This window comes from Dryocola sp. LX212 (assembly GCA_041504365.1).
GTDB lineage: Bacteria > Pseudomonadota > Gammaproteobacteria > Enterobacterales > Enterobacteriaceae > Dryocola.
In genome coordinates, this window is the sequence record CP167917.1 from 1,309,000 (window position 1) to 1,335,065 (window position 26,066).

25 protein-coding genes are annotated in these 26,066 nt (G+C 54.4%); 1 reads left to right on the forward strand and 24 read right to left on the reverse strand.

All coding sequences use genetic code 11. The annotated features are described in order from the left end of the window. Positions 1-70: 70 nt before the first annotated feature. From lipA to leuS, 15 genes are all read right to left on the reverse strand, one after another. Positions 71-1,036 (reverse strand): lipoyl synthase, encoded by a 966-nt coding sequence (gene lipA, locus ACA108_06190; protein XEX97105.1) that lies wholly within the window; start codon positions 1,034-1,036, stop codon positions 71-73. A 235-nt stretch (positions 1,037-1,271) separates the two neighbouring features. After that, on the reverse strand, positions 1,272-2,234 hold the full coding sequence (locus tag ACA108_06195) for a YbeF family transcriptional regulator (GenBank protein XEX97106.1): 963 nt from the start codon (positions 2,232-2,234) through the stop codon (positions 1,272-1,274). A gap of 310 nt (positions 2,235-2,544) precedes the next feature. Continuing rightward, positions 2,545-3,186 (reverse strand): lipoyl(octanoyl) transferase LipB, encoded by a 642-nt coding sequence (gene lipB, locus ACA108_06200; protein ID XEX97107.1) that lies wholly within the window; start codon positions 3,184-3,186, stop codon positions 2,545-2,547. An 84-nt stretch (positions 3,187-3,270) separates the two neighbouring features. Continuing rightward, positions 3,271-3,534, reverse strand: a complete 264-nt coding sequence (gene ybeD, locus ACA108_06205; GenBank protein XEX97108.1) for a DUF493 family protein YbeD — start codon at positions 3,532-3,534, stop codon at positions 3,271-3,273. 109 nt (positions 3,535-3,643) lie between these two features. Continuing rightward, positions 3,644-4,855 (reverse strand): D-alanyl-D-alanine carboxypeptidase DacA, encoded by a 1,212-nt coding sequence (gene dacA / locus ACA108_06210; protein XEX97109.1) that lies wholly within the window; start codon positions 4,853-4,855, stop codon positions 3,644-3,646. A 143-nt stretch (positions 4,856-4,998) separates the two neighbouring features. Continuing rightward, positions 4,999-6,156 carry an endolytic peptidoglycan transglycosylase RlpA gene (gene rlpA, locus ACA108_06215; GenBank protein ID XEX97110.1) on the reverse strand — a complete coding sequence of 386 codons (1,158 nt, stop codon included), beginning with the start codon at positions 6,154-6,156 and terminating at the stop codon, positions 4,999-5,001. Positions 6,157-6,167: 11 nt separating this feature from the next. Further along, positions 6,168-7,280: a peptidoglycan glycosyltransferase MrdB gene (gene mrdB / locus ACA108_06220; GenBank protein XEX97111.1), complete on the reverse strand. Its 1,113-nt coding sequence runs from the start codon at positions 7,278-7,280 to the stop codon at positions 6,168-6,170. 2 nt (positions 7,281-7,282) lie between these two features. Continuing rightward, positions 7,283-9,184 carry a peptidoglycan DD-transpeptidase MrdA gene (gene mrdA / locus ACA108_06225; GenBank protein XEX97112.1) on the reverse strand — a complete coding sequence of 634 codons (1,902 nt, stop codon included), beginning with the start codon at positions 9,182-9,184 and terminating at the stop codon, positions 7,283-7,285. Between the two features lie 29 nt (positions 9,185-9,213). Further along, the gene (gene rlmH / locus ACA108_06230) at positions 9,214-9,684 is read right to left on the reverse strand and encodes a 23S rRNA (pseudouridine(1915)-N(3))-methyltransferase RlmH (GenBank protein XEX97113.1); all 471 of its coding nucleotides are present in this window, start codon (positions 9,682-9,684) and stop codon (positions 9,214-9,216) included. Positions 9,685-9,687: 3 nt separating this feature from the next. After that, positions 9,688-10,005 (reverse strand): ribosome silencing factor, encoded by a 318-nt coding sequence (gene rsfS / locus ACA108_06235; GenBank protein ID XEX97114.1) that lies wholly within the window; start codon positions 10,003-10,005, stop codon positions 9,688-9,690. Between the two features lie 246 nt (positions 10,006-10,251). Continuing rightward, positions 10,252-10,878: an adenosylcobalamin/alpha-ribazole phosphatase gene (locus ACA108_06240; protein ID XEX97115.1), complete on the reverse strand. Its 627-nt coding sequence runs from the start codon at positions 10,876-10,878 to the stop codon at positions 10,252-10,254. Between the two features lie 21 nt (positions 10,879-10,899). Continuing rightward, entirely contained in the window at positions 10,900-11,553 is a 654-nt protein-coding gene (gene nadD, locus ACA108_06245) for a nicotinate-nucleotide adenylyltransferase (protein XEX97116.1), read from the reverse strand. Then, positions 11,546-12,577, reverse strand: a complete 1,032-nt coding sequence (gene holA / locus ACA108_06250; protein XEX97117.1) for a DNA polymerase III subunit delta — start codon at positions 12,575-12,577, stop codon at positions 11,546-11,548. Before holA ends, nadD begins: the two co-directional genes overlap by 8 nt. Next, the gene (lptE, locus tag ACA108_06255) at positions 12,574-13,191 is read right to left on the reverse strand and encodes an LPS assembly lipoprotein LptE (GenBank protein XEX97118.1); all 618 of its coding nucleotides are present in this window, start codon (positions 13,189-13,191) and stop codon (positions 12,574-12,576) included. Before lptE ends, holA begins: the two co-directional genes overlap by 4 nt. A 14-nt stretch (positions 13,192-13,205) precedes the next feature. After that, entirely contained in the window at positions 13,206-15,788 is a 2,583-nt protein-coding gene (leuS, locus tag ACA108_06260; protein XEX97119.1) for a leucine--tRNA ligase, read from the reverse strand. 254 nt (positions 15,789-16,042) lie between these two features. Here leuS and ACA108_06265 point away from each other — a divergent pair, with 254 nt between their 5' ends. Continuing rightward, the gene (locus ACA108_06265) at positions 16,043-16,525 is read left to right on the forward strand and encodes a zinc ribbon-containing protein (protein XEX97120.1); all 483 of its coding nucleotides are present in this window, start codon (positions 16,043-16,045) and stop codon (positions 16,523-16,525) included. Positions 16,526-16,567: 42 nt separating this feature from the next. Here the strand turns inward: ACA108_06265 and ACA108_06270 are convergent, their stop codons facing one another. From ACA108_06270 to miaB, 9 genes are all read right to left on the reverse strand, one after another. Beyond that, the gene (locus ACA108_06270; GenBank protein ID XEX97121.1) at positions 16,568-17,293 is read right to left on the reverse strand and encodes an amino acid ABC transporter ATP-binding protein; all 726 of its coding nucleotides are present in this window, start codon (positions 17,291-17,293) and stop codon (positions 16,568-16,570) included. Continuing rightward, positions 17,290-17,967 (reverse strand): glutamate/aspartate ABC transporter permease GltK, encoded by a 678-nt coding sequence (gltK, locus tag ACA108_06275; protein XEX97122.1) that lies wholly within the window; start codon positions 17,965-17,967, stop codon positions 17,290-17,292. Before gltK ends, ACA108_06270 begins: the two co-directional genes overlap by 4 nt. After that, positions 17,968-18,708, reverse strand: a complete 741-nt coding sequence (locus ACA108_06280; protein ID XEX97123.1) for an amino acid ABC transporter permease — start codon at positions 18,706-18,708, stop codon at positions 17,968-17,970. It abuts the gene before it with no gap. A gap of 164 nt (positions 18,709-18,872) precedes the next feature. After that, on the reverse strand, positions 18,873-19,787 hold the full coding sequence (locus ACA108_06285; protein ID XEX97124.1) for an amino acid ABC transporter substrate-binding protein: 915 nt from the start codon (positions 19,785-19,787) through the stop codon (positions 18,873-18,875). A gap of 542 nt (positions 19,788-20,329) precedes the next feature. Then, entirely contained in the window at positions 20,330-21,871 is a 1,542-nt protein-coding gene (lnt, locus tag ACA108_06290) for an apolipoprotein N-acyltransferase (protein ID XEX97125.1), read from the reverse strand. Positions 21,872-21,878: 7 nt separating this feature from the next. Continuing rightward, positions 21,879-22,757, reverse strand: coding sequence for a CNNM family magnesium/cobalt transport protein CorC (corC, locus tag ACA108_06295; GenBank protein XEX97126.1), 879 nt, complete (start codon positions 22,755-22,757; stop codon positions 21,879-21,881). Between the two features lie 99 nt (positions 22,758-22,856). Next, complete coding sequence (gene ybeY / locus ACA108_06300; protein XEX97127.1) at positions 22,857-23,324, reverse strand: rRNA maturation RNase YbeY; 468 nt, start codon at positions 23,322-23,324, stop codon at positions 22,857-22,859. Then, positions 23,321-24,382 carry a PhoH family protein gene (locus tag ACA108_06305; GenBank protein ID XEX97128.1) on the reverse strand — a complete coding sequence of 354 codons (1,062 nt, stop codon included), beginning with the start codon at positions 24,380-24,382 and terminating at the stop codon, positions 23,321-23,323. Before ACA108_06305 ends, ybeY begins: the two co-directional genes overlap by 4 nt. Before the next feature lie 225 nt (positions 24,383-24,607). Further along, the gene (gene miaB, locus ACA108_06310) at positions 24,608-26,035 is read right to left on the reverse strand and encodes a tRNA (N6-isopentenyl adenosine(37)-C2)-methylthiotransferase MiaB (protein ID XEX97129.1); all 1,428 of its coding nucleotides are present in this window, start codon (positions 26,033-26,035) and stop codon (positions 24,608-24,610) included. Positions 26,036-26,066: the final 31 nt, after the last annotated feature.

Genomic DNA, 26,066 nt, shown 5'->3' on the forward strand with positions numbered 1-26,066 from the left:
ATAAAAAAACCGGCACACAATGGCCGGTTTTTTTTGTCTCAACGGCCATGTGTAACCATTTGTAACGTGATTACTTCACTTCCATACCTTTTGCCTGCAGGTCAGCATGATAGGAAGAGCGAACGAACGGGCCGCAGGCCGCGTGGGTAAAGCCCATCGCCAGCGCTTCCGCTTTCATCTCTTCGAACTCATCCGGGCTGACGTAGCGCTGCACCGGCAGGTGATGGCGGCTTGGCTGCAGGTACTGGCCCAGCGTCAGCATGGTCACGCCGTGGCGGCGCAGGTCGCGCATCACGTCGACGATCTCTTCGTTGGTTTCACCCAGCCCGACCATCAGACCTGATTTGGTCGGAATATCCGGATGGGCTTCTTTGAAGCGCTCAAGCAGCTTCAGCGACCAGTTATAGTCCGCACCCGGGCGCACTTTGCGATAGATACGCGGCACGTTTTCCAGGTTGTGGTTAAATACGTCCGGCGGCGTGGCGGTGAGGATTTCTAAGGCGCGATCCATACGACCACGGAAGTCCGGTACCAGCGTTTCAATTTTAATCGTTGGGTTCTTTTCACGAATAGCCGAAATGCAGTCTGCGAAGTGTTGCGCACCGCCGTCACGAAGGTCATCACGGTCTACGGAGGTGATAACAACATAACGCAGCGCCATATCGGCAATCGTCTGCGCCAGCTTGACCGGCTCGTTAGCATCCGGTGAAACAGGGCGCCCATGGGCCACGTCACAGAACGGGCAGCGGCGGGTACAAATTGCACCCAGGATCATAAAGGTCGCGGTTCCGTGGTTGAAGCATTCTGCAAGGTTAGGGCAGGAAGCCTCTTCGCAGACGGAGTGCAGACCATTTTTACGCATGGCGGCTTTGATACCCTGAATGCGGGTAGAGTCAGAAGGGAGTTTGATTTTCATCCATTCTGGCTTTCTTAACAGCTCCTGGCGCTCGGTGACCACGTTTTTAACCGGGATCAGAGCCATTTTGTCGGCGTCGCGGTACTTAACGCCGCGTTCCATTACGATGGGTTTACTCATATCGTGCGTGTTCCAGTTGCGGATAACGAAGTCAGGCTGACTGAATTCAAGTTAGTGTTATATTTATCAACTATTTTTGAATTTTCGCACACGAGTATAGCACCACTCCCGGGGCGAAATCAGCCATGCCGTGCATGAAACGGGGAAAGAATTGTAAATGAGTTGTTGTTTTCTGTGCCATGAAGGTTAACAACGAACCTGGCAGCCCCTTGCAGGTTCTGCAAGGGGCTGCTGTCTAGCTGGACTGAAACTCGTTTCGCACCGCATCGATCACTTCCTGAAGCACCGTATCGCGCATGCTGAGCTTATTGAAGTGTAGGTTGTAATCGATGCTGGTTGTCGTAAAGATAGCGCTCTGAATTTCGCGTAGCCCGAAGGTCTCCCTGAACATCTCAAACAGACTGAACGGCATAAAGCCGATCAGATCGCTTGAGCCCAGTAGTGAAGCCACGGTCACGAAATTATAGCTGCCAAAGGTAATTTGCCGCTGCGGGAAGTAATCGCTGACAATCTGACGGATATCGCGCAGCAGGTCATCTTGCAGGATCAGGAAGGTGTGGCCTGCATCGCGCATCTCTTCCAGCGTCTGGTAAGACTGCAGCACGGGATGATCATTACGACAGACCGCGATGATTCTGTCTTCAAAGAGCTTCTGCGTGGCGATGCTGCGTCCGGTGTGATGGTTAACATCAATCAGCATATCCGTCTGAAACTGTGCGAGCTGTGTTTCGCCCTCGATCACAGGAATATTGCGTATGAGCAGTTTAGAATTCACGCGCTGAATAACAGAATATATTTTCGGAATCAGTAAAGCGCCCACTGTGGGCTGAGTAGCAATAGTTATCGTACGCTGTTTGCCAAAAGAATTACTAATATCCAGCGCGCTGAGAATGGATTCCAGTCCCTGACTAATATATTCGTGCAGATGTGCTGCATAGGCAGTAGGGGCAACGCCTTGCCCTTTCCGAATAAAGAGAGGATCAGGAAAAATAAGCCGAAGCTTCTGGATAGACTGACTGATCGCAGACGGTGTTAAGTTCAGCACTTTTGCCGCGTTGACAATGCCTTTATGTATATAAACGGCTTCGAATATTGTCAGTAAATTGAGATCTACATTTCGTAATGTCTTAAAAATTGGATGATTATTATTCTCGTCTCGATCCATGACTTTATGCTCTGATGTTGGGGGGGGGCCCATGTTCAGTCTCCAGATTTATTCGCCAGAAGAATGCTTTCTCATGTTTGAAGTTCTTAATGCCTTGCTGCAAGTATAGCAACTCTTCCTCTTTGAAGGATGATAATGTCGAAATGAGAGGGGTCCATTAAACGACTGGGGGCCTTGAACAGGTGTAATCGCTTTGTGGTAGTGTTGCTAAACAAATAATTAAGCAGTGGATGATAATTATTTAGCGGTCAAAATGGAATGCGCAAATTCCTAAAGTGATAGTGGGAAGATCTGAGGAAGGGCTTATTTTGTCATGAAACTCCCCATATTCACGGGGGAGTGATTAAATATTAATATAATCAAAAGGAGGATTTTTCAACAGTGTCATTAACTGTTTAATAAGCAGCGGCTGAATATCCTTAAGTGAAATCTCTTCGCGCAGCGTTTTCACCTGCGTCATCTCAAGCCCGGCATAGCCACAGGGATTGATGCGCAAAAATGGGCTGAGATCCATATCCACATTCAGCGCCAGGCCGTGGAATGAGCAGCCTTTACGGATGCGCAGCCCCAGCGAGCAGATTTTTCGACCGTCTACATAGACTCCGGGCGCATCGGCACGGGGATAAGCGTCGATATCCACCTCTGCCAGGGTATTCACTACCGTTTGCTCAAGAACGGTCACCAGCTCGCGTACGCCAAGCTTCCTGCGGCGCAGATTCAGCAATACGTACACCACCTGCTGGCCGGGCCCGTGGTATGTCACCTGACCGCCGCGATCGCTTTGAATCACCGGAATATCGCCCGGCACCAGAACATGTTCGGCCTTTCCCGCCTGGCCCTGGGTGAAAACCGGGTCGTGCTCGACAAGCCAGATTTCATCGGCAGTGGTTTCGTCGCGGGTATCGGTAAAGTCATGCATGGCCTGAGAGACGGGCTCGTAAGGTTGTCGGCCAAGCTGGCGAATCAGAATGGTATCTTGAGACAAAGTACTGTCTCCGGCTGAAGGTAAAAGAGAGGGGAAGTATATCACAGCGTAAAAAATTTACCCGGCCGGGGCCGGGTAACGGCGTTACAGCACCATACGGACGATTTCGATATTGCCCAGCTCTTCGTACAGCGTTTCAACCTGTTCAATATGGGTCGCAGTGATGGTGATGGAAACCGAGTGGTAGTTCCCTTTGCTGCTTGGTTTGACCTGCGGCGTGTAGTCACCAGGGGCGTGGCGCTGCACCACCTCAACGACCAGATCAACCAGCTCCGGCTTCGCGAGACCCATCACTTTGTAAGTAAACGGAGTCGGAAATTCGAGCAGCTCTTTAAGGTTGGTTTTCATGGTAGCTCCAGCGTGACGGCATTAAAAATAAACTCCCGCAACGGTGTGCGGGAGTTACAGTGATGAACAGTATATGGGGACGTTCTTCACACTTTCAAGTGTTCAATTATTAACCGAACCAGTGATGGAACATCAGTTTGATGTAGTCGATGATTCGGCTAAAGAAATTCCCTTCCGGCATCTCCTGAAGCACCACTAACGGACGCTGTTCGATGGTTTTGCCATCCAGCTGGAAGTTAATGGTACCAACAACCTGATTTTTCTGCAGCGGGGCATGCAGCTCAGGGGTGTTCAGCACGTAGCTGGCTTTCAGGTCTTTCATACGACCACGTGGAATGGTCAGATAGACATCTTTGTCTACACCCAGCGACGCGTGGTCGTTATCACCAAACCAGGCCGGCTCAGAAGCGAACTCTTTACCTGCCTTCAGCGGGGAAACCGTTTCGAAGAAGCGGAAGCCCCAGGTCAGCAGTTTTTTGCTTTCCGTTTCACGACCCTTGTAGGTGTGACCGCCCATGACCGCAGAGATAAGACGCATCTGGCCTTCGGTTGCGGAGGCGACAAGGTTATAGCCTGCGGCATCCGTGTGGCCGGTTTTGATACCGTCAACGTTCAGGCTTTTATCCCACAGCAGACCGTTACGGTTCACCTGGCGGATATTGTTAAAGGTGAACTCTTTTTCCTGATAAATCTTGTATTCGTTTGGCACGTCGCGGATCAGCGCCTGGCCAATCAGCGCCATATCGCGCGCAGAGCTGTACTGTCCGTCAGCGTCGAGACCGTGGACGGTCTGGAAGTGGGTATTTTTCAGGCCCAGCGCAGAGACGTAGCTGTTCATCAGGCCAACAAATGCGTCCTGGCTACCGGCCACAAAATCGGCCATTGCCACGCAGGCGTCGTTACCGGATTGTAGGTTAATCCCGCGAATCAACTGCGAAACAGGGACCTGCATGCCGGGCTTAAGAAACATCAGGGATGAGCCTTTAAAGACCGGGTTGCCGGTTGCCCACGCGTCGTTGCCGACGGTGACTACGGCGTTTTCATCAAACTTGCCGGCTTTCATTGCCTGGCCGATGACGTAGCTGGTCATCATTTTGGTGAGGCTTGCCGGATCGCGGCGCGCGTCGGCGTTGGATTCTGCCAGCACTTTTCCTGAATTGTAGTCGATCAGGATGTACGCTTCCGCATCAATCTGCGGGACGCCTGGGATCATCGTTTTAATATTCAGGTCGTCAGCATGAGCGGAAGCCAGAGCCGTAAGGGCGAAGGCCGTGGAGAGCGCCAGGCGCTTAACAAAACGTACAGATAGGGCTGTATTCATGATAAGAACAACGACATCCGTGATGGAAATAAAAAAAGTGCCTAACTATAGCAAAAGCGTTTTTTACTGGCATCTGTCTTTGCGCATGATTTGTTAATAGTGTTTACACAAACTTACGCGTGGAGGATGCCGGTTAACTTAGCTTACATAGCAGGTGCGTTTGTAATAAATGACTGCTGCTGGGCTTCGCTCATCAGGCGCTGTTGCAGGGCGGCTGCCTCGCTACGGCTGCCAAACGGCCCCAGCTGTACACGGTACACGGCACCATTGCTGGAAACCGCGCCGGGAACGCCAAACTGCTGGCTTAATTTTTGCTGCCACTGCGTTGCCCGAGCTTTATCACTGACCGCGCCAACCTGCACGACATAGCGGCCAGTGGCTGCTACTGCGGGAGCGGCTGGCTGCGTGCTGCCTTGCACTGAGCCTGGCGCAGTAACGGGTGCCGCCTGTGTACCTGCTGCTACGGGAGCCGCGGTCTGCGTGGTAGCCTGTGTGGCCGCCGCCGCGGCTGGCGTCGCTTCAGGTTCGTTGGTTTCCACGACGCCAGCAGCCAGTGGCGTTGCCGCCCCAATCAGTCCGCTGCCGCTGTCCGGTGTGCCGGTGGCATCCGCTGGCTGCAGCGTCGAGTTGCTGATAGCCCGAACGTCGCCCTGAGGAGCATCGGCAGGGGCTGAGGAAACGCTACCCATGCCGGTGTTTAAGTCGGGGCGAGCGGGCAGGGCGTAGGTCTGTTTAGCGATGGTAGTACAGGCCGTACCGGGACCCGACAGTGTGCCGTCCTGCGCGACGATAATTGGGTCGATACGGACTTTCGTATTGTTCGACGTATTCAGACGGTCAGCCGAAGCGCGGGAAAGTGAAATCACGCGATCGTTGCCGTAAGGACCACGGTCGTTAATGCGTACGACAATCATGCGGCCGTTAGCGAGGTTCGTGATGCGGGCATAGCTCGGGACAGGCAGCGTCGGATGCGCGGCAGTTATCGCCATCGCGTCAAAGGGTTCACCTGAGGCGGTCAGATTGCTGCCCGGCTCTGCGTCATAGATAGCGGCAAGACCGGTCTGGCTGAAATTTGCCGGGTTTTGCACGATCTTGTAGCTTTCACCGTTATTTTCATAATCCTGATTTACAGAAGGATTTGGCACTTCATAGCGCGGCTCGGCACCGCTAATCTCAACGCTTGGGCCGTTACAGACTGCCGGCTGCGGCTGCTGGGGCACCTGCTGTTGCTCGTCATCGCTTGACGAACAGCCAGCCAGAATGGCGGCTGCTACAAAAATCCCTGGCCAGTACTTAACCATTGTGCACCTCGTTACACGCTTTTCGACAACATCTTCCTGTGGGTGTGGATCGACATCACGATACCAAACCCGGCCATCAGAACGATCAGGGCTGAGCCCCCGTAGCTGACCAGCGGCAGCGGCACGCCGACCACCGGTAAGATACCACTAACCATGCCAATATTTACAAATACATATACGAATAAAATTAGCATCAGGCCGCCGGCCATAACCCGGCCAAATGTCGTCTGCGCCCGGGCGGCAATATATAACCCGCGCATGATGAGCAGCAGATAAAGCGCCAGCAGCACCAGTACGCCGACCAGCCCCAGCTCTTCGGCGAGTACCGCAAAGATAAAGTCGGTATGGCGTTCAGGAAGAAACTCAAGCTGCGACTGGGTTCCGTGTAGCCAGCCTTTACCGCGCAGCCCCCCTGAGCCTATCGCAATCTTAGACTGAATAATGTGGTAACCCGCGCCCAGAGGATCGGTTTCCGGGTCAAGCAGCATCATCACGCGGGCCCGCTGATAGTCATGCATCAGGAAGAACCACAGGATCGGGATGAAGGCGGCAACCAGCAGCACCGCAACGCCAATCAGGCGCCAGCTCATGCCCGACAGGAAGAGGACAAACAGGCCGGATGCGGCCACCAGGATGGATGTGCCCAGGTCAGGCTGAGCGGCAACCAGCAAAGTTGGCATGAAGATCAGCACCAGCGCGATACCGGTATTCTTAAGCGTTGGCGGGCAGACGTCGCGGTTAATAAAGCGTGCCACCATCAGCGGTACGGCAATTTTGGCAATTTCTGAAGGCTGGAAACGCACGATACCGAGATCGAGCCAGCGCTGTGCCCCCTTCGAGATGGCGCCAAAGGCATCCACCGCGATAAGCAGAATGATACAAATAATATACAGATAGGGAGCCCAGCCTTCGTACACGCGAGGCGGGATTTGCGCCATGATGACCATAACCACCAGACCCATCAGGATCTGACCGATTTTACGTTCCATCATCCCCATGTCCTGACCGCTGGCACTCCAGACAACCAGCGCGCTGAACACCAGCAGGGCGAGCACGGTAACCAGGAAAATTGGGTCGATGTGGATTTTGTCCCAAATCGACCTTTTATTTGGATTATCAGTCATGGTTATTGATCCTCAGTGCCAGGTGCCGCGGGCGCCTCAGCCGGCAACTCCGTATTGTTATCCCCTAACATCAGGTGGTCGAGGATTTGACGCATTATTGTACCCACTCCCGGTCCGACACCGCCGTTTTCCAGGATGATGGTCACGGCGTACTGCGGTTTATCATAAGGGGCAAATGCGGTCATTAGCTTGTGGTCGCGCAGGCGCTCGGCAATTCTATGTGCGTTATAGGTTTCGTTGGCCTTAAGGCCGTAGACCTGCGCAGTACCTGACTTAGCCGCGGCTTTGTAAGGTGCGCTGGCGAAATACTTATGTGCGGTACCGTTCGGGCGGTTGGCAACGCCGTACATTCCGTCCTTCGCTATTTCCCAGAAGCCGGAGTGGATGTCGCCCACAGGCGCTTCTATCGGCTGCTTCCATGGTACCTGCTTGCCATTTTCCGTGGTGCTCATCAGCAGGTGAGGGACGCGAACGATACCGTCGTTAATCAGGATCATCATCGCCTTGCTCATCTGAATTGGCGTGGCCGTCCAGTAACCCTGACCGATGCCCACCGGGATGGTGTCGCCCTGATACCACGGTTTTTTGAAGCGTTTAAGCTTCCAGTCGCGGGTTGGCATGTTGCCCGAGCGCTCTTCGGAGAGGTCGATGCCCGTGTAGTGGCCGTAACCGAACTTGCTCATCCACTCGCCGATGCGGTCGATGCCCATGTCGTAGGCGACCTGATAGAAGAAGGTATCCGCTGACTCTTCCAGCGCTTTGGTGACGTTAAGGCGACCGTGGCCCCAGCGTTTCCAGTCGCGGTAGCGTTTTTCGGAGCCTGGCAACTGCCACCAGCCCGGGTCAAACAGAGAGGTGTTGCGGTTGATGACGCCCGCGCTCAGGGCCGACACGGCCATATATGGCTTAACCGTGGATGCCGGTGGGTAGATGCCCTGGGTCGCACGGTTGATGAGCGGCGTATTGGGGTCGTTCAGCAGACCGGAATAATCTTTTGAGGAGATGCCATCTACAAACAGGTTAGGGTTGTAGCTCGGCATCGACACCAGCGCCATAATCCCGCCCGTACGGGGATCTGTCACCACCACGGCAGCACGGCTGCCCGCAAGAAGCGTTTCGATGTAATTCTGTAGCTTAAGATCGATAGTCAGGGTGATATCGTGCCCTGCCTGGGGTGACACCTCTTTCAACTGGCGGATAACGCGGCCCCGGTTGTTAACTTCAACCTCTTCATAACCGGTCTGTCCGTGCAGCTCCTCTTCGTAATAGCGCTCGATGCCCAGCTTGCCGATGTCGTGCGTGGCGGCATAGTTGGCGGTTTTGCCGTCTTTATCCAGGCGCTCTACGTCTTTATCGTTAATTTTTGATACGTAGCCGATGACGTGGGTCAGGGCGGAACCATAAGGATAATAGCGGCGTTTGTAGCCTTTAACTTCGACGCCCGCAAAACGGTACTGGTTAACGGCAAAGCGCGCCACCTGTACTTCCGTCAGGTTAGTTTTAACGGGGATCGAGGTGAAGCGGTGCGACCGGGCGCGCTCTTTTTTGAAGTTGGCGATGTCTTCATCGGTAAGGTCAACTACTGGACGCAGGGCCTCAAGCGTGGCCTGCACGTTGTCGACTTTCTCCGGCATCATTTCAATCTGGTAAATGGTGCGGTTGAGCGCAAGGGGCGTGCCGTTGCGGTCATAGATGATCCCCCGGCTTGGGGCTATCGGGACCAGCTTAATGCGGTTTTCGTTCGAACGCGTCTGGTAGTCGGTAAAACGGACGATTTGCAGATTATAAAGGTTGGCGATAAGGACGCCGGTTAGCAATAAAATGCCGACAAAAGCGACCAGCGCCCGGCGCACAAAGAGCGCAGACTCTGCCGTATAGTCGCGAAAGGAGTTCTGTAGTTTCATCCGCAGGTCTGTTCTACCAAGGTCGTTGTTTACTCACGGTGATAGGGGTGATTGGTCGTGATGCTCCATGCGCGATAGAGGCTCTCGGCGACCAGCACCCGCACCAGCGGATGGGGAAGCGTTAACGTAGAAAGCGACCAGCTCTGTTCCGCTGCGGCTTTACACGCGGGAGCGAGGCCCTCTGGCCCACCAATCAACAAACTGACATCACGACCGTCTTGCTTCCAGCGTTCAAGCTGCGTGGCGAGAAGCGAGGTATCCCACGGCTGACCGGGGATATCCAGTGTGACGATGCGGTTGCCTTTACCCGCAGCGGCCAGCATCATTTCACCCTCTTTATCAAGAATGCGTTTGATATCGGCGTTTTTGCTGCGTTTTCCTGCCGGGATCTCAACGAGTTCAAAAGGCATATCTTTTGGAAAACGACGCAGGTACTCGGTAAAACCGGTTTGTACCCAGTCCGGCATTTTGGTTCCGACTGCCACCAGTTGAAGCTTCACGCATTAACCCCAGAGTTTTTCCAGTTCGTACAGCTGGCGGCTCTCTTCCTGCATGACGTGAACGATCACTTCGCCCAAATCGACGACGATCCAGTCAGTTGCGGTGATGCCTTTTACGCTCAGCGCATCAATGCCTTCTTTACGGGAGGCTTCCACAACGTGTTCAGCAATGGACATCACGTGGCGGTTAGAGGTACCGGTGCAGACGATCATGCAGTCGGTGATGCTTGATTTGCCCTGAACGTCAATTTTGATGATGTCCTGGCCTTTGAGGTCGTCGATCTTGTCGACGATGAAATCCTGGAGTGCTTTACCCTGCAAGTGTGTTCCCCCTGGGAGAATTAAAGTGTTCGATGTCGCCCGTAGCTAAAGCCAGTATACCTGTCAGGTGTGGCGTTAGTTTCCAAAAACGGTCATGGGGCGCTCAAGGTGGGCTATCATCCCACCGAGTGGCCTGCTTTGCATCGCCATTTTTGTAAAACTATTTTTGGTAAGTCATGCATTCGGGCAGGAAATTATGGCAGCGGAGCATAACAGCCTGAGGAGAAGAGTCAATGGCTGACAACTTTAACTCATGCGGGGTTTAGTCAACGCCGGGCATTCTGCACGATTGTTGAGGGTTTTCAGCGTGGCGAAGCCTTCATGAATATCGACGGTGCTCCATGCACCCTGCTCAATGAAAAAGTGCCACAGCGATGCGGCGGGCATATTAAGCAGCGTCGCCAGCATCAGGCTCAGCACGCCCTGATGGCTGACTATCAGGATATTTTCGTTGCTGGCCTGTGACTTTATCTCCTCACAAAATCCCGACACTCTTTTTGCAAAAGCCTGAAAACCTTCTCCGTTGCCGGGAATCACGTTCTGCCAGTCTGCGCACCAGGCAGCGTAGTTTTCTGCATCGGCAAGCTGGAGTTCACTATGATGGCGCATTTCCCAATCGCCAAAGTTCATCTCATTCAGACGAGGGTCGACTGCCGCTGGTGTAGTGAGCTGCTGCATTATCAGCTTTGTGGTGTGCTGTGCGCGGCCAAGCTCGCTGCAGAGAATTTTATCGAAGGAAACGGCCCGGAGCATTTTTCCGACGGCCTGGGCCTGGCTTACGCCCAGAGCCGTGAGTTCGGTTTCCGATATGCCACTATAGAGGCCAGCCAGATTGGCGTGCGTTTGTCCGTGACGAACCAGCCATAATGTCATGTTGCCTCCGGCAAGCTGCAATTAGCGGTAGAGATGGTGCTGGTTAATGTACTCGAGGACGGAAAGGGGGACGAGATCATCGCATGATAAACCTTGCGCCAGCCGCTGCCGAATCGACGTGGCGGAGATGTCGAACAGCGGAGTTTGTGCCAGGAAAATCTTTCCGGCGGGCGCGCTGTGCAGCGCTTCCGGACAGGTGGTGATGTGGCTGTCCAGCCAGTATTGCTGCTCAGCATTATCCATCGCGATCGGATACCCCGGACGCTGGCATACCAGCAGGTGGCATAAATCAAGCAGCGCTTCCCAGCGGTGCCAGCGGTGCAGGCTAAGCAGCGAGTCCTGACCAATAATAAACGCCAGCGGCTGCCGATCGCCCTGTTCGGTGCGAACCTGTTCAAGCGTTTTAACGGTGTAAGAGGGTGTTGAACACTGAAGCTCGCGATCGTCCAGGTTGAATAAAGGCAGGCCGGCAACGGCAAGTTTCACCATTTCTTTACGCTGCTGGCTGCTTGCTTTGGGCTGTGGGCGATGCGGAGGAACGTTGTTCGGCATAATCGTCACCTGATGAAGCGCGACCTGTTTTGCCAGCGCCTCAACGGGTTTCAGATGCCCATAGTGGATAGGGTCGAAGGTGCCACCGTAAATGGCGCACAGCGGTAGGCGAAGTTCAGCCATCGATAAAAATTTCCGGCAGCGCTTTATGGCAAAGCAGCAGCGAAAGCCCTTCCAGATCCGCCCAGACCGACTGGCCGTAATCCTGTTTTAACGTCAGTTCAATCTGGCTTAGCAGGCGTACAGCCTGGTAGAGCTGCTCTTCAGAAAGCCTGTTCAGCGCTTCGGTTACCAGCGCGCGGCGGTTTTGCCAGACCCGCTGCTGATCGAACAGCGTACGCAGTGGCGTGATCGCCGACCGGCGCTTGAGATTGACCAGCTGCATCAGCTCGCGCTGGATGGTGCGCAGCAAAATAACCGGCTCGCTTGCCTCGAGGCGAAGCTGCTGGAGAATGTGTATCGCGCGCTTGCTCTTGCCGCCCAGAATGGCATCCACCCAGTGGAACGGGGTGAAATGGGCCGCATCGCTTACCGCCTGCTCGACTCGGGGCAGCGTCAGCTTGCCGTCCGGCCAGATAAGCGACAGCCGTTCCAGCGCCTGAGCCAGCGCCAGCAAATTCCCCTCGTAGCAGTAACAAAGCAGCTGGTTAGCCGCATCATCAAGCGACAGATTAAGCTGCTTAGCCCGCTGCGCAACCCAGCGTGGCAGCTGTGCATGATCCGGCGTCTGGCAGGTCACCACGACGCTTTTGTCCGCAAGGCTGGTGTACCATGAGGCGTTTTCCTGCGCTTTGGTGAGCTTGTTACCGCGCACGATTAGCAGCAGGTCGTCATGCAGCAGGCCAGCCAGCGTTTCCAGCTGGCTGTTGATTGCCGCATTTGGGCCGTTTTCAGGAAGCTGGAGCGCAAGCGTTTGCCGGGTGGCAAAAAGACTCAGCGCCTGGCAAATGGCGAAAACCGCCTGCCAGTCCGTAGCGGCATCTATTTGTACCGAGTGGTGCTCTTCGAAGCCGTGGGAAATTGCCGTCTGACGGACCGCATCCTGGCTTTCCTGCAGCAGCAGCGGATCGTTACCGAGCAGCAGATACGCCGCGCGCAGCCCTTCACTGAGCTGCGAGCGGAGTTGTTCCGGGTATAAACGGATCATTGGCTACTGGTTGTTGATGGCAACGTTGTGGTGACGCGGCCAGAGGTCGCATCCGCAGCCGGTGCCTTTTTAACAGAGGCGTCTTCAGCCTCTTTGGTTTGGGCAACGTCAGCCGTGTGGACCGCCATCAGTTTGCGTATCAGCTGCTGGGCCGATGTGGCGTACATCTCTTTGATAAGCAGATCCTGCTCGGCATCTTTTGCCAGCGCCGTCAGCGGGTTATCAAAGAACGATTTGTACACTTTCGTGCTGATTGGGTAGATATCGTGGTTCGGGATCAGCACCTGGGCGTTGACCGTCATCACCATTTGATACTCCGCGGTACGGCCATCCTGGAAGATCGAGGCGGTATCCTGGTGGTTGGTACTACTTATGATACGCAGGGATGGAATATCTTTGCGTACGCCAGTCCCTGTGTCTTCCACAATAGTTACGCCGTTCAGACGCAGCTGAGAGCGAATTTCACGCGTTAGCGGCCCGTTAGGGTCGCTGGAGTTCAGGATCAAAGTTTTCATTTCACTGGGTACCTGCGTGTGGCCACGCAGATGAAAACCACACCCGGCGGTGACCAGCACCGCCACAGTAACTAACAAGGTCACAAAGGGATGTCGCACGGTTCCTCCTGCGCTTAGCCCACTACCAGGTTGAGCAGCTTACCCGGAACGTAAATCACTTTACGCACGGTGACGCCTTCAAGATATTTCGCGACCAGATGTTCCTGGCCTGCACGTTCACGAACCTGTGCTTCTGTGGCGTCCGCCGGGACGGTGATTTTGCCACGGACTTTACCGTTAACCTGAACCACCACCAGCAGAGAGTCTTCCACCATCGCCTTTTCGTCAGCCTGCGGCCACGGCGCGTTGTCGATTTCGCCTTCGCCGCCCAGTGACTGCCACATGTCGAAGCAGACGTGCGGGGTAAACGGATAAAGCATACGCACCACGGCCAGCAGCGCTTCGCCCAATAATGCACGATCCTGCTCGCTTTCCTGCGGCGCTCTCGCCAGCTTGTTCATCAGTTCCATAATCGCGGCGATGGCCGTGTTAAAGGTCTGACGACGACCGATATCATCGGTGACTTTAGCGATAGTTTTATGAACGTCGCGGCGCAGGGCTTTTTGATCTTCATTTAATACGGCAACATCCAGCGCTGGCGTAGCGCCACGGCTGGTATGTTCGTAGGCCAGTTTCCAGACGCGTTTCAGGAAGCGGTTCGCCCCTTCCACGCCGGATTCCTGCCATTCCAGCGTCATGTCCGCAGGTGCTGCAAACATCATAAACAGACGAACGGTATCCGCGCCGTAGCGCTCAACCATCACCTGCGGGTCGATGCCGTTGTTCTTCGACTTCGACATTTTGCTCATGCCAGCATAGACCAGTTCGTTGCCCTGTGCGTCAGAGGCTTTGATGATGCGGCCTTTCTCGTCGCGCTCAACAATGGCGTCGGTCGGGGAAACCCAGTTGCGCTCGCCGTTCACGCCGGTGTAGTAGAATGCATCTGCCAGCACCATACCCTGACAAAGCAGCTGTTTCGCCGGTTCGTTAGAGGTCACCATGCCTGCATCACGCATCAGCTTGTGGAAGAAGCGGAAGTAGAGCAGGTGCATGATGGCGTGTTCGATACCGCCGATATAAATATCAACCGGCAGCCAGTAGTTTGCTGCTTTGGAATCGAGCATACCTTTATCGTACTGCGGGCTGGTGTAGCGCGCGTAGTACCAGGAGGACTCCATAAAGGTGTCGAAGGTGTCGGTTTCGCGCAGCGCAGGCTTGCCGTCAACGGTGGTTTTTGCCCAATCAGGATCGGCCTTAATCGGGCTGGTGATGCCGTCCATCACAACGTCTTCAGGTAGAATAACCGGCAGCTGGTCTTCCGGGGTTGGCATAACGGTGCCGTCTTCCAGGGTCACCATTGGAATCGGCGCGCCCCAGTAGCGCTGGCGAGATACACCCCAGTCGCGCAGACGGTAGTTAACTTTACGAACGCCTACGCCTTTAGCGGCCAGTTTGTCCGCGATGGCGTTAAAGCCATTCTCGAAGTCCAGACCGTCGAATTCGCCAGAGTTAAACAGGGTGCCTTTTTCGGTCATTGCAGAGGCGGAAAGATCCGGCTCGCTGCCATCGGCATTCAGAATAACCGGCTTGATCTGCAGGCTGTATTTAGTGGCAAACTCCCAGTCGCGCTGGTCGTGGCCCGGAACGGCCATTACGGCGCCCGTGCCATATTCCATCAGCACGAAGTTCGCAACCCAGACAGGAACGGCTTCGCCGGTCAGCGGGTGAATTGCGTTAATGCCGGTGGCGACGCCTTTTTTCTCCATAGTTGCCATTTCTGCTTCGGCAACTTTGGTATTACGGCATTCGTCGATAAATTCGGCAAGCGCAGGGTTATTAACCGCAGCCTGCTGCGCCAGCGGGTGGCCCGCGGCGACCGCCAGATAGGTCACACCCATAAAGGTGTCCGGACGGGTGGTATAGACAGTCAGTTTTTCCGCGCTGTTCTCAACGTCGAAGGTGATTTCCACGCCTTCAGAACGGCCAATCCAGTTACGCTGCATGGTCTTAACCTGCTCCGGCCACTGGTCCAGCGTGTCCAGGTCGTTAAGCAGTTCGTCTGCGTAGGCGGTGATTTTGATGAACCACTGTGGGATCTCTTTGCGCTCAACTTTGGTGTCGCAGCGCCAGCAGCAGCCGTCGATAACCTGCTCGTTGGCCAGCACGGTCTGATCGTTCGGGCACCAGTTAACGGCGGAGGTCTTCTTATAAACCAGCCCTTTGTTGTACAGTTGGGTGAAGAATTGCTGTTCCCAACGGTAGTATTCCGGGGTACAGGTCGCCAGCTCGCGGCTCCAGTCATAGCCAAAGCCCAGCGTTTTCAGCTGGTTCTTCATGTAGTTAATGTTGTCGTACGTCCACGGCGCAGGGGCAGTATTGTTTTTTACCGCCGCACCTTCAGCAGGCAGGCCGAATGCATCCCAGCCGATAGGCTGCATGACGTTTTTGCCCAGCATGCGCTGGTAACGTGCGATGACGTCGCCGATGGTGTAGTTGCGGACGTGGCCCATATGTAGTCGGCCAGAAGGATAGGGAAGCATGGACAGGCAGTAGTACTTCTCTTTACCTTCGTCTTCAGTGACCTCAAAGGTACGCTTCTCTTGCCAGTGTTGCTGGACGGTGGATTCTATCTCTTCCGGGCGGTATTGCTCTTGCATGGCAGCCAGTGGTCCTGTAATGAAAGACAGCTACAAGTTGTAGCCTGTAACGTGTTAGGTTTCAGATCCGCATAGCATAGCTGATATGACAGCGGCAAAACAGCCTTTCGACACCCCGGTCGCCCATTTCTCCTTTGCAGTTTTTTACCTTGCCTGTGGGCAATCTAACAAAGCGATGCCCGATTAAGGTCTACTATTAGAGTAGGTTACATGACCTAAGAATGCAGGATTCTCTTCAAGGAGGCAGGCAGACGATGAATAAGGTGGCGCAATATTACCGTGAACTGGTGGCTTCGCTCACCGAACGGTTACGCAACGGAGAGCGCGATATCGACGAGCTGGTCGCCAGCGCGCGTCAACGCATGAACGAAACCGGGGAGCTGACCCGCACCGAAGTCGACGAGGTCACGCGCGCGGTGCGTCGCGATCTCGAAGAGTTTGCCCGCAGCTACAGTGAAAGCCAGGATGAATTCACCGATAGCGTGTTTATGCGGGTGATAAAGGAGAGTCTGTGGCAGGAGCTGGCTGATATCACAGATAAAACGCAGCTCGAATGGCGGGAAGTTTTCCAGGATCTTAACCATCATGGCGTCTACCACAGCGGCGAGGTAGTGGGTCTCGGCAATTTAGTCTGCGAAAACTGTCGTTTCCACCTGGCGGTCTATACGCCGGATATTCTGCCGGTCTGCCCGAAGTGTGGGCATAACCAGTTTCACCGTCGGCCGTTTGAACCCTGATAAAACGAGCCTTCCTTGTGGAAGGCTCTCAGTTTTTAGAGGTTAGTGCAGTATTTTGGCGAGGAAGTCTTTCGCGCGTTCAGACTGAGGATTATTAAAGAAGTCTTCTTTATTAGAATCCTCAACGATTTTCCCTTCATCCATAAAGATCACGCGGTTGGCCACTTTGCGGGCGAAGCCCATTTCGTGCGTCACTACCATCATGGTCATCCCTTCATGAGCAAGCTCGACCATGACGTCCAGAACTTCGTTAATCATTTCCGGATCCAGTGCCGAAGTCGGTTCATCGAAGAGCATGGCAACCGGATCCATGCAGAGCGCACGTGCGATAGCCACGCGCTGCTGCTGGCCGCCCGATAGCTGGGCTGGGTATTTATCTGCGTGGGCGGTGAGGCCTACGCGTTCGAGGAGTTTAAGCCCTTTTTTACGCGACTCCTCTTTGTTGCGCCTGAGGACTTTAACCTGCGCCAGCGTCAGGTTTTCGATGATCGACAGGTGCGGGAACAGCTCAAAGTGCTGGAACACCATGCCCACATGCGAGCGCAGCTCGGCAAGATTAGTCTTTTTGCTGTTCACCCTGGTGCCATTGACGACAATTTCGCCTTTCTGTACCGGCTCCAGGCCGTTAACTGTTTTAATCAGCGTGGATTTGCCGGAGCCTGAAGGCCCGCACACTACTACCACTTCCCCCTTTTTTACTTCAGTTGAGCAGTCGGTTAGCACCTGAAAGTGACCATACCATTTAGAAACATTTTTCAGGGAAATCATGACACTGTCCTTTTCTTCAAGTAGCTGACCAACAGCGAGGCGCTAAGACTGATAACAAAATAGACCAGACCGGCAAACAGGATCATTTCGACCTGGGTTCCGTCACGTTCGCCAATGGTCGAAGCGGTGCGGAAGAAGTCGGCGAGGCTTAATACGTAAACCAGCGAGGTATCCTGGAACAGCACGATGCCCTGAGTTAACAGCAGGGGCACCATGGCCCGGAAGGCCTGGGGCAAAATAATGAGCTTCATGGACTGCCAGTGGGTCATCCCCAGCGCCAGGGCGGCGTTTGACTGCCCGCGTGAAACGCTCTGAATACCGGCGCGAATAATTTCCGAATAGTAGGCGGCTTCGAACATCGAAAAGGCGACCATGGCGGAAATTAAGCGAATATCAGTTTGCGGCGACAGGCCCAGCACTTTTTGCAGGAAGCCCGGCACCACGAGATAGAACCACAGCAGCACCATGACCAGGGGCACGGAGCGGAAGACGTTAACGTAAGCGCTTGCAAACCAGGCGACAGGCTTGAAGGGGGACAGACGCATAACGGCAAGTAGGGTTCCCCAGATGATGCCGAATACCACCGCCGTAACGGTGATTTTCAGGGTAATGACCAGGCCCTGCATCAGGTACGGCATGGCGGGAAGTATTGAAGTCCAGTCAAATTCGTACATTTATTTGCCTCCCATATTGCCAGGCAGGCGAACCTTACGCTCAACCACGTACATGATCAGCATAATGACGGCGTTGATCAGGACGTAGGCGAGGGTTATCGCGGTGAAGGATTCATAGGCGTGCGCGGAGTAATCCAGTAGTTTGCCCGCCTGCGCGGCCATATCCACCAGTCCGATGGTCGAGGCGATGGCGGAGTTTTTCACCAGGTTCATCATCTCGGAGGTCATTGGCGGCACGATCACCCGGTAGGCGTTAGGCAGCAGAACGTAGCGGTAAGCCTGCGGGAGCGTCAACCCCATTGCCAGTGCGGCATTTTTCTGACCGCGCGGCAGAGACTGAATGGCTGCGCGCACCTGCTCGCAGACGCGGGCGGCGGTGAACAGCCCAAGGCATATCATTGATGACAAGAAGAACTGCACGTTGGGATCGAGTTCGGATTTAAACCACATGCCGAGGTTTTCGGGCAGCAGCTCCGGCATCACTAAATACCAGGTAAAGAACTGCACGATAAGCGGCACGTTGCGGAAGAGTTCGACGTACAGCGTACCGATGCCGGAAAGCCAGCGGTTAGGAACGGTGCGAAGAATGCCAAACAGCGAGCCGACGAAGAAGGCGATGATCCAGGCGGTGACGGAAAGGGCGACGGTGACCTGGAAACCATTCCAGATCCAGCCCAGATAGGTGGTGTTGCCGAACGGGGCGGGCTGTAGAAAGATTCCCCAGTTCCAGTTTATAGACATAACGTACTCCGAGAAAAATTGAGGGTAGCAAGCAGCGCTACCCTCGAAGATTGATGAGAAGCTTATTTTTCACGCCGGATGGGGAACGGCCATCCGGCGCTTAGTCTGTCCGGGCTTCAGTTCGTCAATCGGGAGGGCGGGTTATCCCGGCCCCTTAGTTCTAATTAGTTCAGTGCTTTGTCGTTCGGCTCTTTGAACAGCGCTTTCATGTCGTCAGACAGGGCGAAGTTCATGTTGATGTTTTTTGGCGGGATCGGATTCATAAACCATTTATCAAACCATTTGGCCGCTTCGCCTGAGGTCTGGGCTTTGGCGATGGTTGCATCCACCAGCTTTTTGAATTCCGGATCGTCTTTACGCAGCATACAGCCGTAGGCTTCGTGAGACTGCGGCGTACCAACGATGTCCCAGTTATCCTGTTTCTTCGCTTTAGCGCGCTCGCCCGCCAGCAGGGCATCATCCATCATAAACGCCACCGCGCGGCCGCTCTCCAGCGTCCGGAAGGAGTCGCCGTGGTCTTTGGCGCTGATGATGCGCATGTCCATTTTCTTCTCTTCGTTCAGCTTATGCAGCAGCACTTCAGAGGTGGTCCCGGAGGTCACGACCACCGCTTTCCCTTTCAGGTCAGCGAAGTCTTTAATCGCGCCGCCTTTCTTCACCAGTAAGCGAGTCCCTACTACGAAGATGGTGTCGGAGAAGGCAGCCTGCTTCTGGCGTTCGAGGTTATTGGTGGTTGAGCCACACTCAAAATCGAAGGTGCCGTTTTGCAGCAGCGGGATACGGTTTTGTGAGGTGATGGGGATCAGCTTAACCTTTAAGTCTGGCTTGTTGAGCTGCTTTTTCACGGCTTCAACAATGGCGTTTGAGTAGTCCTGTGAGTAGCCGACAACCTTTTGCTGATTGTCGTAATAAGAGAACGGAACGGAAGACTCGCGGTGGCCGACAACAATCACGCCGTTAGCTTTAATTTTGTCCAGCGTGCTCTGCGCGCCCGAGGCAGGTTTAGCGTCTTCAGCATGTACAAGACCGGCGCTAATCCCCATGACCAGCAAAGCCGGTGCTAGTTTTCTCAATTGCATTTCCAACTCCTTAATATGAGTGCCGGAAACGGCACCGATACCCGATGTGTGTTGTGTATTGTTTTTGTATCAAGCCGAATAAAAACGGGCGAAATGTCGCCTTTTGTTAACATTTAACCTAGCTGAATGTAAAGAATTTGCTATGTAAATGTTTATTTTTGCGAGGCGCGCCGCACCGTTTAGAGGCAAAAATCCGTCGTTGCACCATGCTGGTGCTGACGATGTCTTCCGATGGTGCAGCCGTACGGGACGGTTAACCGTCACGCCGCGCTATGGCGTTTTAATCAGGCTAGTCGTTGTTTTAACTTAGCAATTGATGTGCCAGAAATGAAAAAGGCCAGCGGGTTAGCTGGCCTTCAGACTGATGACAAACCTAAAACGAATGGAATTCGAAAAGATCTCACCGAATAAATAATAAGGAAAATCAGTTGCTTGATTTTCGCCTGCTTACTACAAAGAAGGAAAAACCACGCTTTTTCCCTCTTTGTCAGCAATCTAAAGGCCAGCGGGTTAGCTGGCCTTCTGGCTGGAGGGGGGAATGGTTAATTCTTTTTGCGACAGCGCAGGCTGACGAACAAGGCACTGAAGGCGAAGACCAGCGTGAGGATCCACAGCGGCCAGTTGCCAAACCGGGCGTAAGGCGTCAGCCCCGTCGTTGGCGTGACCTTCGCTTCCAGCACTTCACGCTTAAACTGTGGGATCATCGCGTCAACGTCGCCGCTGGCGTTAATCACCGCCGTCACGCCGTTGTTGGTGCTGCGCAGTAGCGGACGTCCCAGCTCCAGGGAGCGCATGCGCGCCATCTGGAAGTGCTGCCACGGGCCGATTGATTTACCGAACCAGGCATCGTTAGAAATGGTCAGCAGGAAATCGGTGTCCGGGCGGAAGTTATCGCGCACCTGTTCACCCAGAATGATTTCGTAGCAGATGGCAGGCGTCAGCTTGATGCCGTTAGCCTGAAGCTGAGGCTGGAGATAAGGCCCGCGGCTGAAGGATGACATGGGCAGATCGAAGAACGGGGCCAGCGGGCGCAGAATAGACTCCAGCGGGACAAACTCGCCGAACGGAACCAGGTGGTTCTTGTTATAGCGGTCGGTGCTGCCGTAGCCGTATTTATTACCTTCACCCAGCGTGATAATGGTGTTGTAGGTGTCGTAGCGGTTCTGCTTGTTCAGGCGTGCGTCCACGATACCGGTGATAAGCGAGCTGTGCTTTGAGCGCAGCAAATCATCCATCGTGGTCAGGAACTGCTGCTGGTTGATTTCGAGATCGGGTATGGCGGATTCCGGCCAGATGATCAGCTGGGCTTTTCCCATCTGCGGCTGGGTTTTGTCCAGATAGATTTTTAACGTGTTCAGCAGCTGGTTCTCATCCCATTTCAGGGACTGAGGGATATCCCCCTGCACCATGGCTACGTCCACGGTACGATCTTTTACCGGCTGGAACCACTGGATACTGCGCAGCGGCCACGGCAGCAGCAGCAGGGCGGCGGCAATAATGGCCGGACGCCATTTGCGCTCATGCAGGGCATAAACAAGCAGGCCGCTGATGATCATCAGCAGGAAGGTGATGGCCTCAACGCCGAAAATGGGCGCCACGCCTTTCAGCGGGCCGTCAATCTGGCTGTAGCCGAACTGCAGCCACGGGAAGCCGGTCAGCACCCAGCCGCGCAGGAACTCTGTCGCCTGCCAGAGCATAGGGGCCGCAATCGCCACGCGCCACCAGGTTGTTTTTGGCCACAGCTTGCTGAGGAGACCGCCAAACAGTCCGGTATAAAGGGAAAGGTAGGCGGCCAGCAGCACGACGAGGAAGACGTTAACGAAGCCTGGCATACCGCCAAACTGCGCGATGCTGACGTAAACCCAGTTGATCCCGCTGCCAAACAGCCCCAGCCCCCAGAAGAAACCTATCCATGCGCTTTGTATGGCGCGGCGGTTAAGCGTTAATCCTTGCAGACCAGCCAGCGAAACAATGGCCGCAGGCCAGAAATCATAGGGCGAAAAGGCCAGCGTCCCGCAGGCACCAAAAAGCAGCGCCAGCAGCAGGCGAATGCGCTGGCGTTGAAGTTGTAAAGCGATAGCCATCTTTAAATTAATCTTCCAGTTTCGGTTGCGGCGAATCGTCCGGCATTCTGACGTGAACCTGAATAATACGGCGGCTGTCGGCCATCGCGACCTTGAACTGGTAACCATCTATGTCGATGGTTTCGCCGCGCGCCGGCAGATGACCAAACGCCTGCATTACCAGGCCACCAATCGTATCCACTTCGTCATCATTAAAATGGGTGTCGAAGGTATCGTTAAAATCTTCGATAGAGGCCAGGGCGCGCACCGTCCAGGTATGGCGGCTTAGCTGGCGGAAATCGCTGTCTTCTTCGTCGTCGTACTCATCTTCGATTTCACCGACGATAAGCTCGAGGATATCTTCGATGGTCACCAGACCCGAGACGCCGCCGAACTCGTCAATCACAATCGCCATATGGTAGCGCTGCTGACGGAACTCTTTCAGCATGCGGTCAACACGCTTACTTTCAGGGACTACAACCGCCTGACGTAATACTTTTTCCATGCTAAACGGCTCGGTATCGCTGCGCATAAACGGCAGCAGATCCTTGGCCATCAGAATCCCTTCAATATGATCTTTGTCTTCGCTGATCACCGGGAAGCGGGAGTGGGCCGATTCGATGATCACATCGAGGCACTCGTCCAGCGTCTGGTTATGTTTGAGCGTCACCATTTGCGAACGTGGGATCATGATGTCGCGGACGCGCTGGTCGGCGATATCCATGACCCCTTCGAGCATGTCGCGGGTGTCCTGATCGATAAGATCGTTTTGCTCAGAATCGCGGATCAGCGTCAGCAGATCGTCACGGTTTTTTGGCTCACCGTGAAATAGCTGGTTGAGAATAAGGGAGAAAAATCCCTTTTTACTGGCAGGCGTGTCACTGTTTTGTGAGTTGTCGTCGCTCATGGCGTTAGGTTTGTGGCCCCTCGGTTATGGATAGATAACAGGCAGCCTGATATTGCGCTACCTGCACCTTTTACGCTGCCGTCATCATGACGTTAGCGGTTATTCTTTCTCGGCAATGTACGGATCGAGGTAGCCAAGAGCAAGCATTATCTCTGTTTCAAGAGATTCCATCTCTTCGGCCTCTTCGTCCTCTATATGGTCATAACCTAGCAGATGCAGGCTGCCGTGAATGACCATATGCGCCCAGTGCGCCTCCAGCGGCTTTTCCTGCTCTTTGGCTTCTTTTTCAACGACCTGACGGCAGATGATCAGGTCTCCGAGCAGCGGAAGCTCAATGCCTGGCGGCGCTTCGAACGGGAAAGAGAGCACGTTGGTGGATTTATCTTTACCGCGGTAGGTCAGATTCAGCTCGTGGCTCTCTGCATCGTCCACCAGGCGAATCGTAACTTCTGATTCTTCCTGAAACTGCGGGATCACCGCATCAAGCCAGGCCTGAAACTGCGCTTCTGTCGGCAGGCCTGCGGTCTGTTCACAGGCAAGTTGTAAATCCAGAATGACCTGACTCATTTGCTCTCCTGAGCGGCGTGGTTAATGGCCATCGCTTCACGCTTGCGCTCTGCGGCCAGCTCATCCTTACGGATCTGTTCGGCGCTTTCCCATGCTTCATAGGCGTTAACGATGCGGGCAACGACGGGGTGGCGCACAACGTCTTCGCTGTTGAGGAAGTTAAAGCTGATTTCATCGACTTCGGACAGCACCTCAATGGCATGGCGCAGGCCGGACTTCATGTTGCGCGGCAGGTCAATCTGCGTCACGTCGCCGGTGATAACCGCCTTCGAGTTAAAGCCGATACGGGTCAGGAACATCTTCATCTGTTCGATGGTGGTGTTCTGGCTTTCGTCCAGAATGATGAAGGCGTCGTTGAGCGTACGGCCGCGCATATAGGCCAGCGGTGCAACTTCAATGACATTGCGCTCCATCAGCTTTTCGACGCGCTCAAAGCCGAGCATTTCGAACAGGGCGTCGTACAGCGGGCGCAGATAAGGATCGACCTTCTGGCTTAAATCGCCCGGCAGGAAGCCGAGTTTTTCACCCGCCTCTACCGCCGGACGGGTGAGCAGAATGCGTCTGACGTCCTGGCGCTCCAGCGCGTCTACCGCGGCGGCAACGGCCAGATAGGTTTTACCCGTACCTGCTGGACCCACGCCGAAAGTAATGTCATGGTCGAGTACGTTGGCGATGTACTGGGCCTGGTTTGGCGTGCGCGGCTTGATAACGCCGCGTTTGGTTTTGATATTCACCGCCTTGCCGTACTCAGGAACGTGTTCTACAGACTGCTCCAGCACGCGGATCTCTTTGATGGCAAGATGGATTTGTTCCGGATCAATGTCCTGGGTTTCACCGCGCATCGGGGCGGTGTCCACATACAGGTTGCGCAGGATGTCTGCGGCGGCGTTCACCAGTATGGCGCGCCCGGTGAGCTTGAATTGATTGTCACGACGGTTGATTTCGATACCCAGCCGACGTTCGAGCTGCTTGATGTTGTCATCAAACGGGCCGCACAGGCTCAGCAAACGGGCATTGTCTGCCGGTTCCAGCGTAATTTCACGTGTTTCGATATTCAAACTTATCCTCTGGGTCACTCAGGGCCGGTTGTCATAAAACAGGAGTGGTAAACGGTTATGCCGTGCCTGCTATCGTCAGGCCATAAACTGATTATTTACGGCGAGTGATATTGGCGCAAGCCTCGGTGTGGATATTTGGGTGGCGGCTTCAGAATGCAAGTGCAAACGATGAAATTGCTCATCGGTTCACCACGTTAGCGAACCGACGAGCAAAACGGTGCGGGATTACGGCTGATAGAGACCGACGCCGATCTCGTTCTCTTTGCGTGTGCGGGCAATCACTGACGCAGGCGCTTCGATAACGCGCAGCCCCATTTCATCCTCGGTGCGCACGACTTTGCCGCGCAGGGAGTTGTTAGTGGCCACTTCAGTGATTTCGACGTCGACAAATTTACCGATCATCTCCGGGGTACCTTCAAAGTTTACCCCACGATTATTTTCGGAACGTCCTGTCAGCTCCATAATGCTTCTGCGCGACGTGCCTTCTACCAGGACGCGCTGAACGGTGCCGACCATCTTACGGCTCCACTCCATTGCCTGCTGGTTGATGCGGTCCTGCAGAATATACAGACGCTGCTTTTTCTCTTCTTCCGGCACGTCATCGACCATGTCAGCCGCCGGGGTGCCAGGGCGGGCAGAGAAAATAAAGCTGTAGCTGACATCAAAGTTCACGTCGGCAATGACCTTCATTGTCTGCTCGAAGTCCTGCTGGGTTTCGCCGGGGAAGCCAACGATAAAGTCGGAGCTGATCTGAATATCAGGGCGTGCCGCGCGCAGCTTGCGAATAATCGCTTTGTACTCCAGCGCGGTATGGCTTCGGCCCATCAGGTTCAGCACACGGTCAGAGCCACACTGAATCGGCAGGTGCAGGAAGCTCACCAGCTCCGGCGTGTCGCGATAAACGTCGATAATATCGTCGGTGAACTCGATAGGGTGGCTGGTGGTGAAACGAATACGGTCAACGCCGTCAATGGCGGCAACCAGGCGCAGCAGTTCGGCGAAGGTGCAGATCCCACCGTCGTACGAGGCTCCACGCCAGGCATTCACGTTCTGGCCGAGCAGGTGAATTTCGCGCACGCCCTGGGCCGCAAGCTGGGCACATTCAAACAGGATATCATCGCATGGACGGCTGACTTCTTCCCCACGGGTATACGGCACCACGCAGTAAGTACAATATTTATTGCAGCCTTCCATAATAGAAACGAACGCCGTCGGGCCTTCCGCTTTTGGTTCCGGCAGACGGTCAAATTTTTCGATTTCCGGGAAGCTGACGTCGACTATCGGGCTACGGTTGCCGCTGACTTTATTGATCATCTCCGGCAGGCGATGCAGGGTCTGCGGGCCAAAGACGATATCCACATAATGGGCGCGTTGACGGATGAGCTTTCCTTCCTGGGAAGCCACGCAGCCGCCGACGCCGATAATCAAATCGGGATTTTTACGCTTCAGAAGCTTCCAGCGGCCCAGCAGATGGAAGACTTTTTCCTGCGCTTTTTCACGGATAGAGCAGGTGTTAAGCAGCAGTACGTCTGCTTCTTTCGGATTATCCGTGAGCGTATAGCCATGCGTGCTGTTCAGCAGATCGGCCATCTTCGATGAATCGTATTCGTTCATCTGACAGCCCCAAGTTTTGATATGGAGTTTTTTTGTCATCGACTTGCCATTGCTCAGTATTAGCCCGTAT

Excerpts from the sequence above, each read along its gene's own strand:
- lipA (XEX97105.1), bottom strand. The coding sequence starts at position 1,036 with ATGAGTAAACCCATCGTAATGGAACGCGGCGTTAAGTACCGCGACGCC.
- ACA108_06195 (XEX97106.1), bottom strand. The coding sequence starts at position 2,234 with ATGGGCCCCCCCCCAACATCAGAGCATAAAGTCATGGATCGAGACGAG.
- ybeD (XEX97108.1), bottom strand. The coding sequence starts at position 3,534 with ATGAAAACCAACCTTAAAGAGCTGCTCGAATTTCCGACTCCGTTTACT.
- dacA (XEX97109.1), bottom strand. The coding sequence starts at position 4,855 with ATGAATACAGCCCTATCTGTACGTTTTGTTAAGCGCCTGGCGCTCTCC.
- rlpA (XEX97110.1), bottom strand. The coding sequence starts at position 6,156 with ATGGTTAAGTACTGGCCAGGGATTTTTGTAGCAGCCGCCATTCTGGCT.
- mrdB (XEX97111.1), bottom strand. The coding sequence starts at position 7,280 with ATGACTGATAATCCAAATAAAAGGTCGATTTGGGACAAAATCCACATC.
- mrdA (XEX97112.1), bottom strand. The coding sequence starts at position 9,184 with ATGAAACTACAGAACTCCTTTCGCGACTATACGGCAGAGTCTGCGCTC.
- ACA108_06240 (XEX97115.1), bottom strand. The coding sequence starts at position 10,878 with ATGACATTATGGCTGGTTCGTCACGGACAAACGCACGCCAATCTGGCT.
- nadD (XEX97116.1), bottom strand. The coding sequence starts at position 11,553 with ATGGCTGAACTTCGCCTACCGCTGTGCGCCATTTACGGTGGCACCTTC.
- holA (XEX97117.1), bottom strand. The coding sequence starts at position 12,577 with ATGATCCGTTTATACCCGGAACAACTCCGCTCGCAGCTCAGTGAAGGG.
- leuS (XEX97119.1), bottom strand. The coding sequence starts at position 15,788 with ATGCAAGAGCAATACCGCCCGGAAGAGATAGAATCCACCGTCCAGCAA.
- ACA108_06265 (XEX97120.1), top strand. The coding sequence starts at position 16,043 with ATGAATAAGGTGGCGCAATATTACCGTGAACTGGTGGCTTCGCTCACC.
- ACA108_06270 (XEX97121.1), bottom strand. The coding sequence starts at position 17,293 with ATGATTTCCCTGAAAAATGTTTCTAAATGGTATGGTCACTTTCAGGTG.
- gltK (XEX97122.1), bottom strand. The coding sequence starts at position 17,967 with ATGTACGAATTTGACTGGACTTCAATACTTCCCGCCATGCCGTACCTG.
- ACA108_06280 (XEX97123.1), bottom strand. The coding sequence starts at position 18,708 with ATGTCTATAAACTGGAACTGGGGAATCTTTCTACAGCCCGCCCCGTTC.
- ACA108_06285 (XEX97124.1), bottom strand. The coding sequence starts at position 19,787 with ATGCAATTGAGAAAACTAGCACCGGCTTTGCTGGTCATGGGGATTAGC.
- lnt (XEX97125.1), bottom strand. The coding sequence starts at position 21,871 with ATGGCTATCGCTTTACAACTTCAACGCCAGCGCATTCGCCTGCTGCTG.
- corC (XEX97126.1), bottom strand. The coding sequence starts at position 22,757 with ATGAGCGACGACAACTCACAAAACAGTGACACGCCTGCCAGTAAAAAG.
- ybeY (XEX97127.1), bottom strand. The coding sequence starts at position 23,324 with ATGAGTCAGGTCATTCTGGATTTACAACTTGCCTGTGAACAGACCGCA.
- miaB (XEX97129.1), bottom strand. The coding sequence starts at position 26,035 with ATGACAAAAAAACTCCATATCAAAACTTGGGGCTGTCAGATGAACGAA.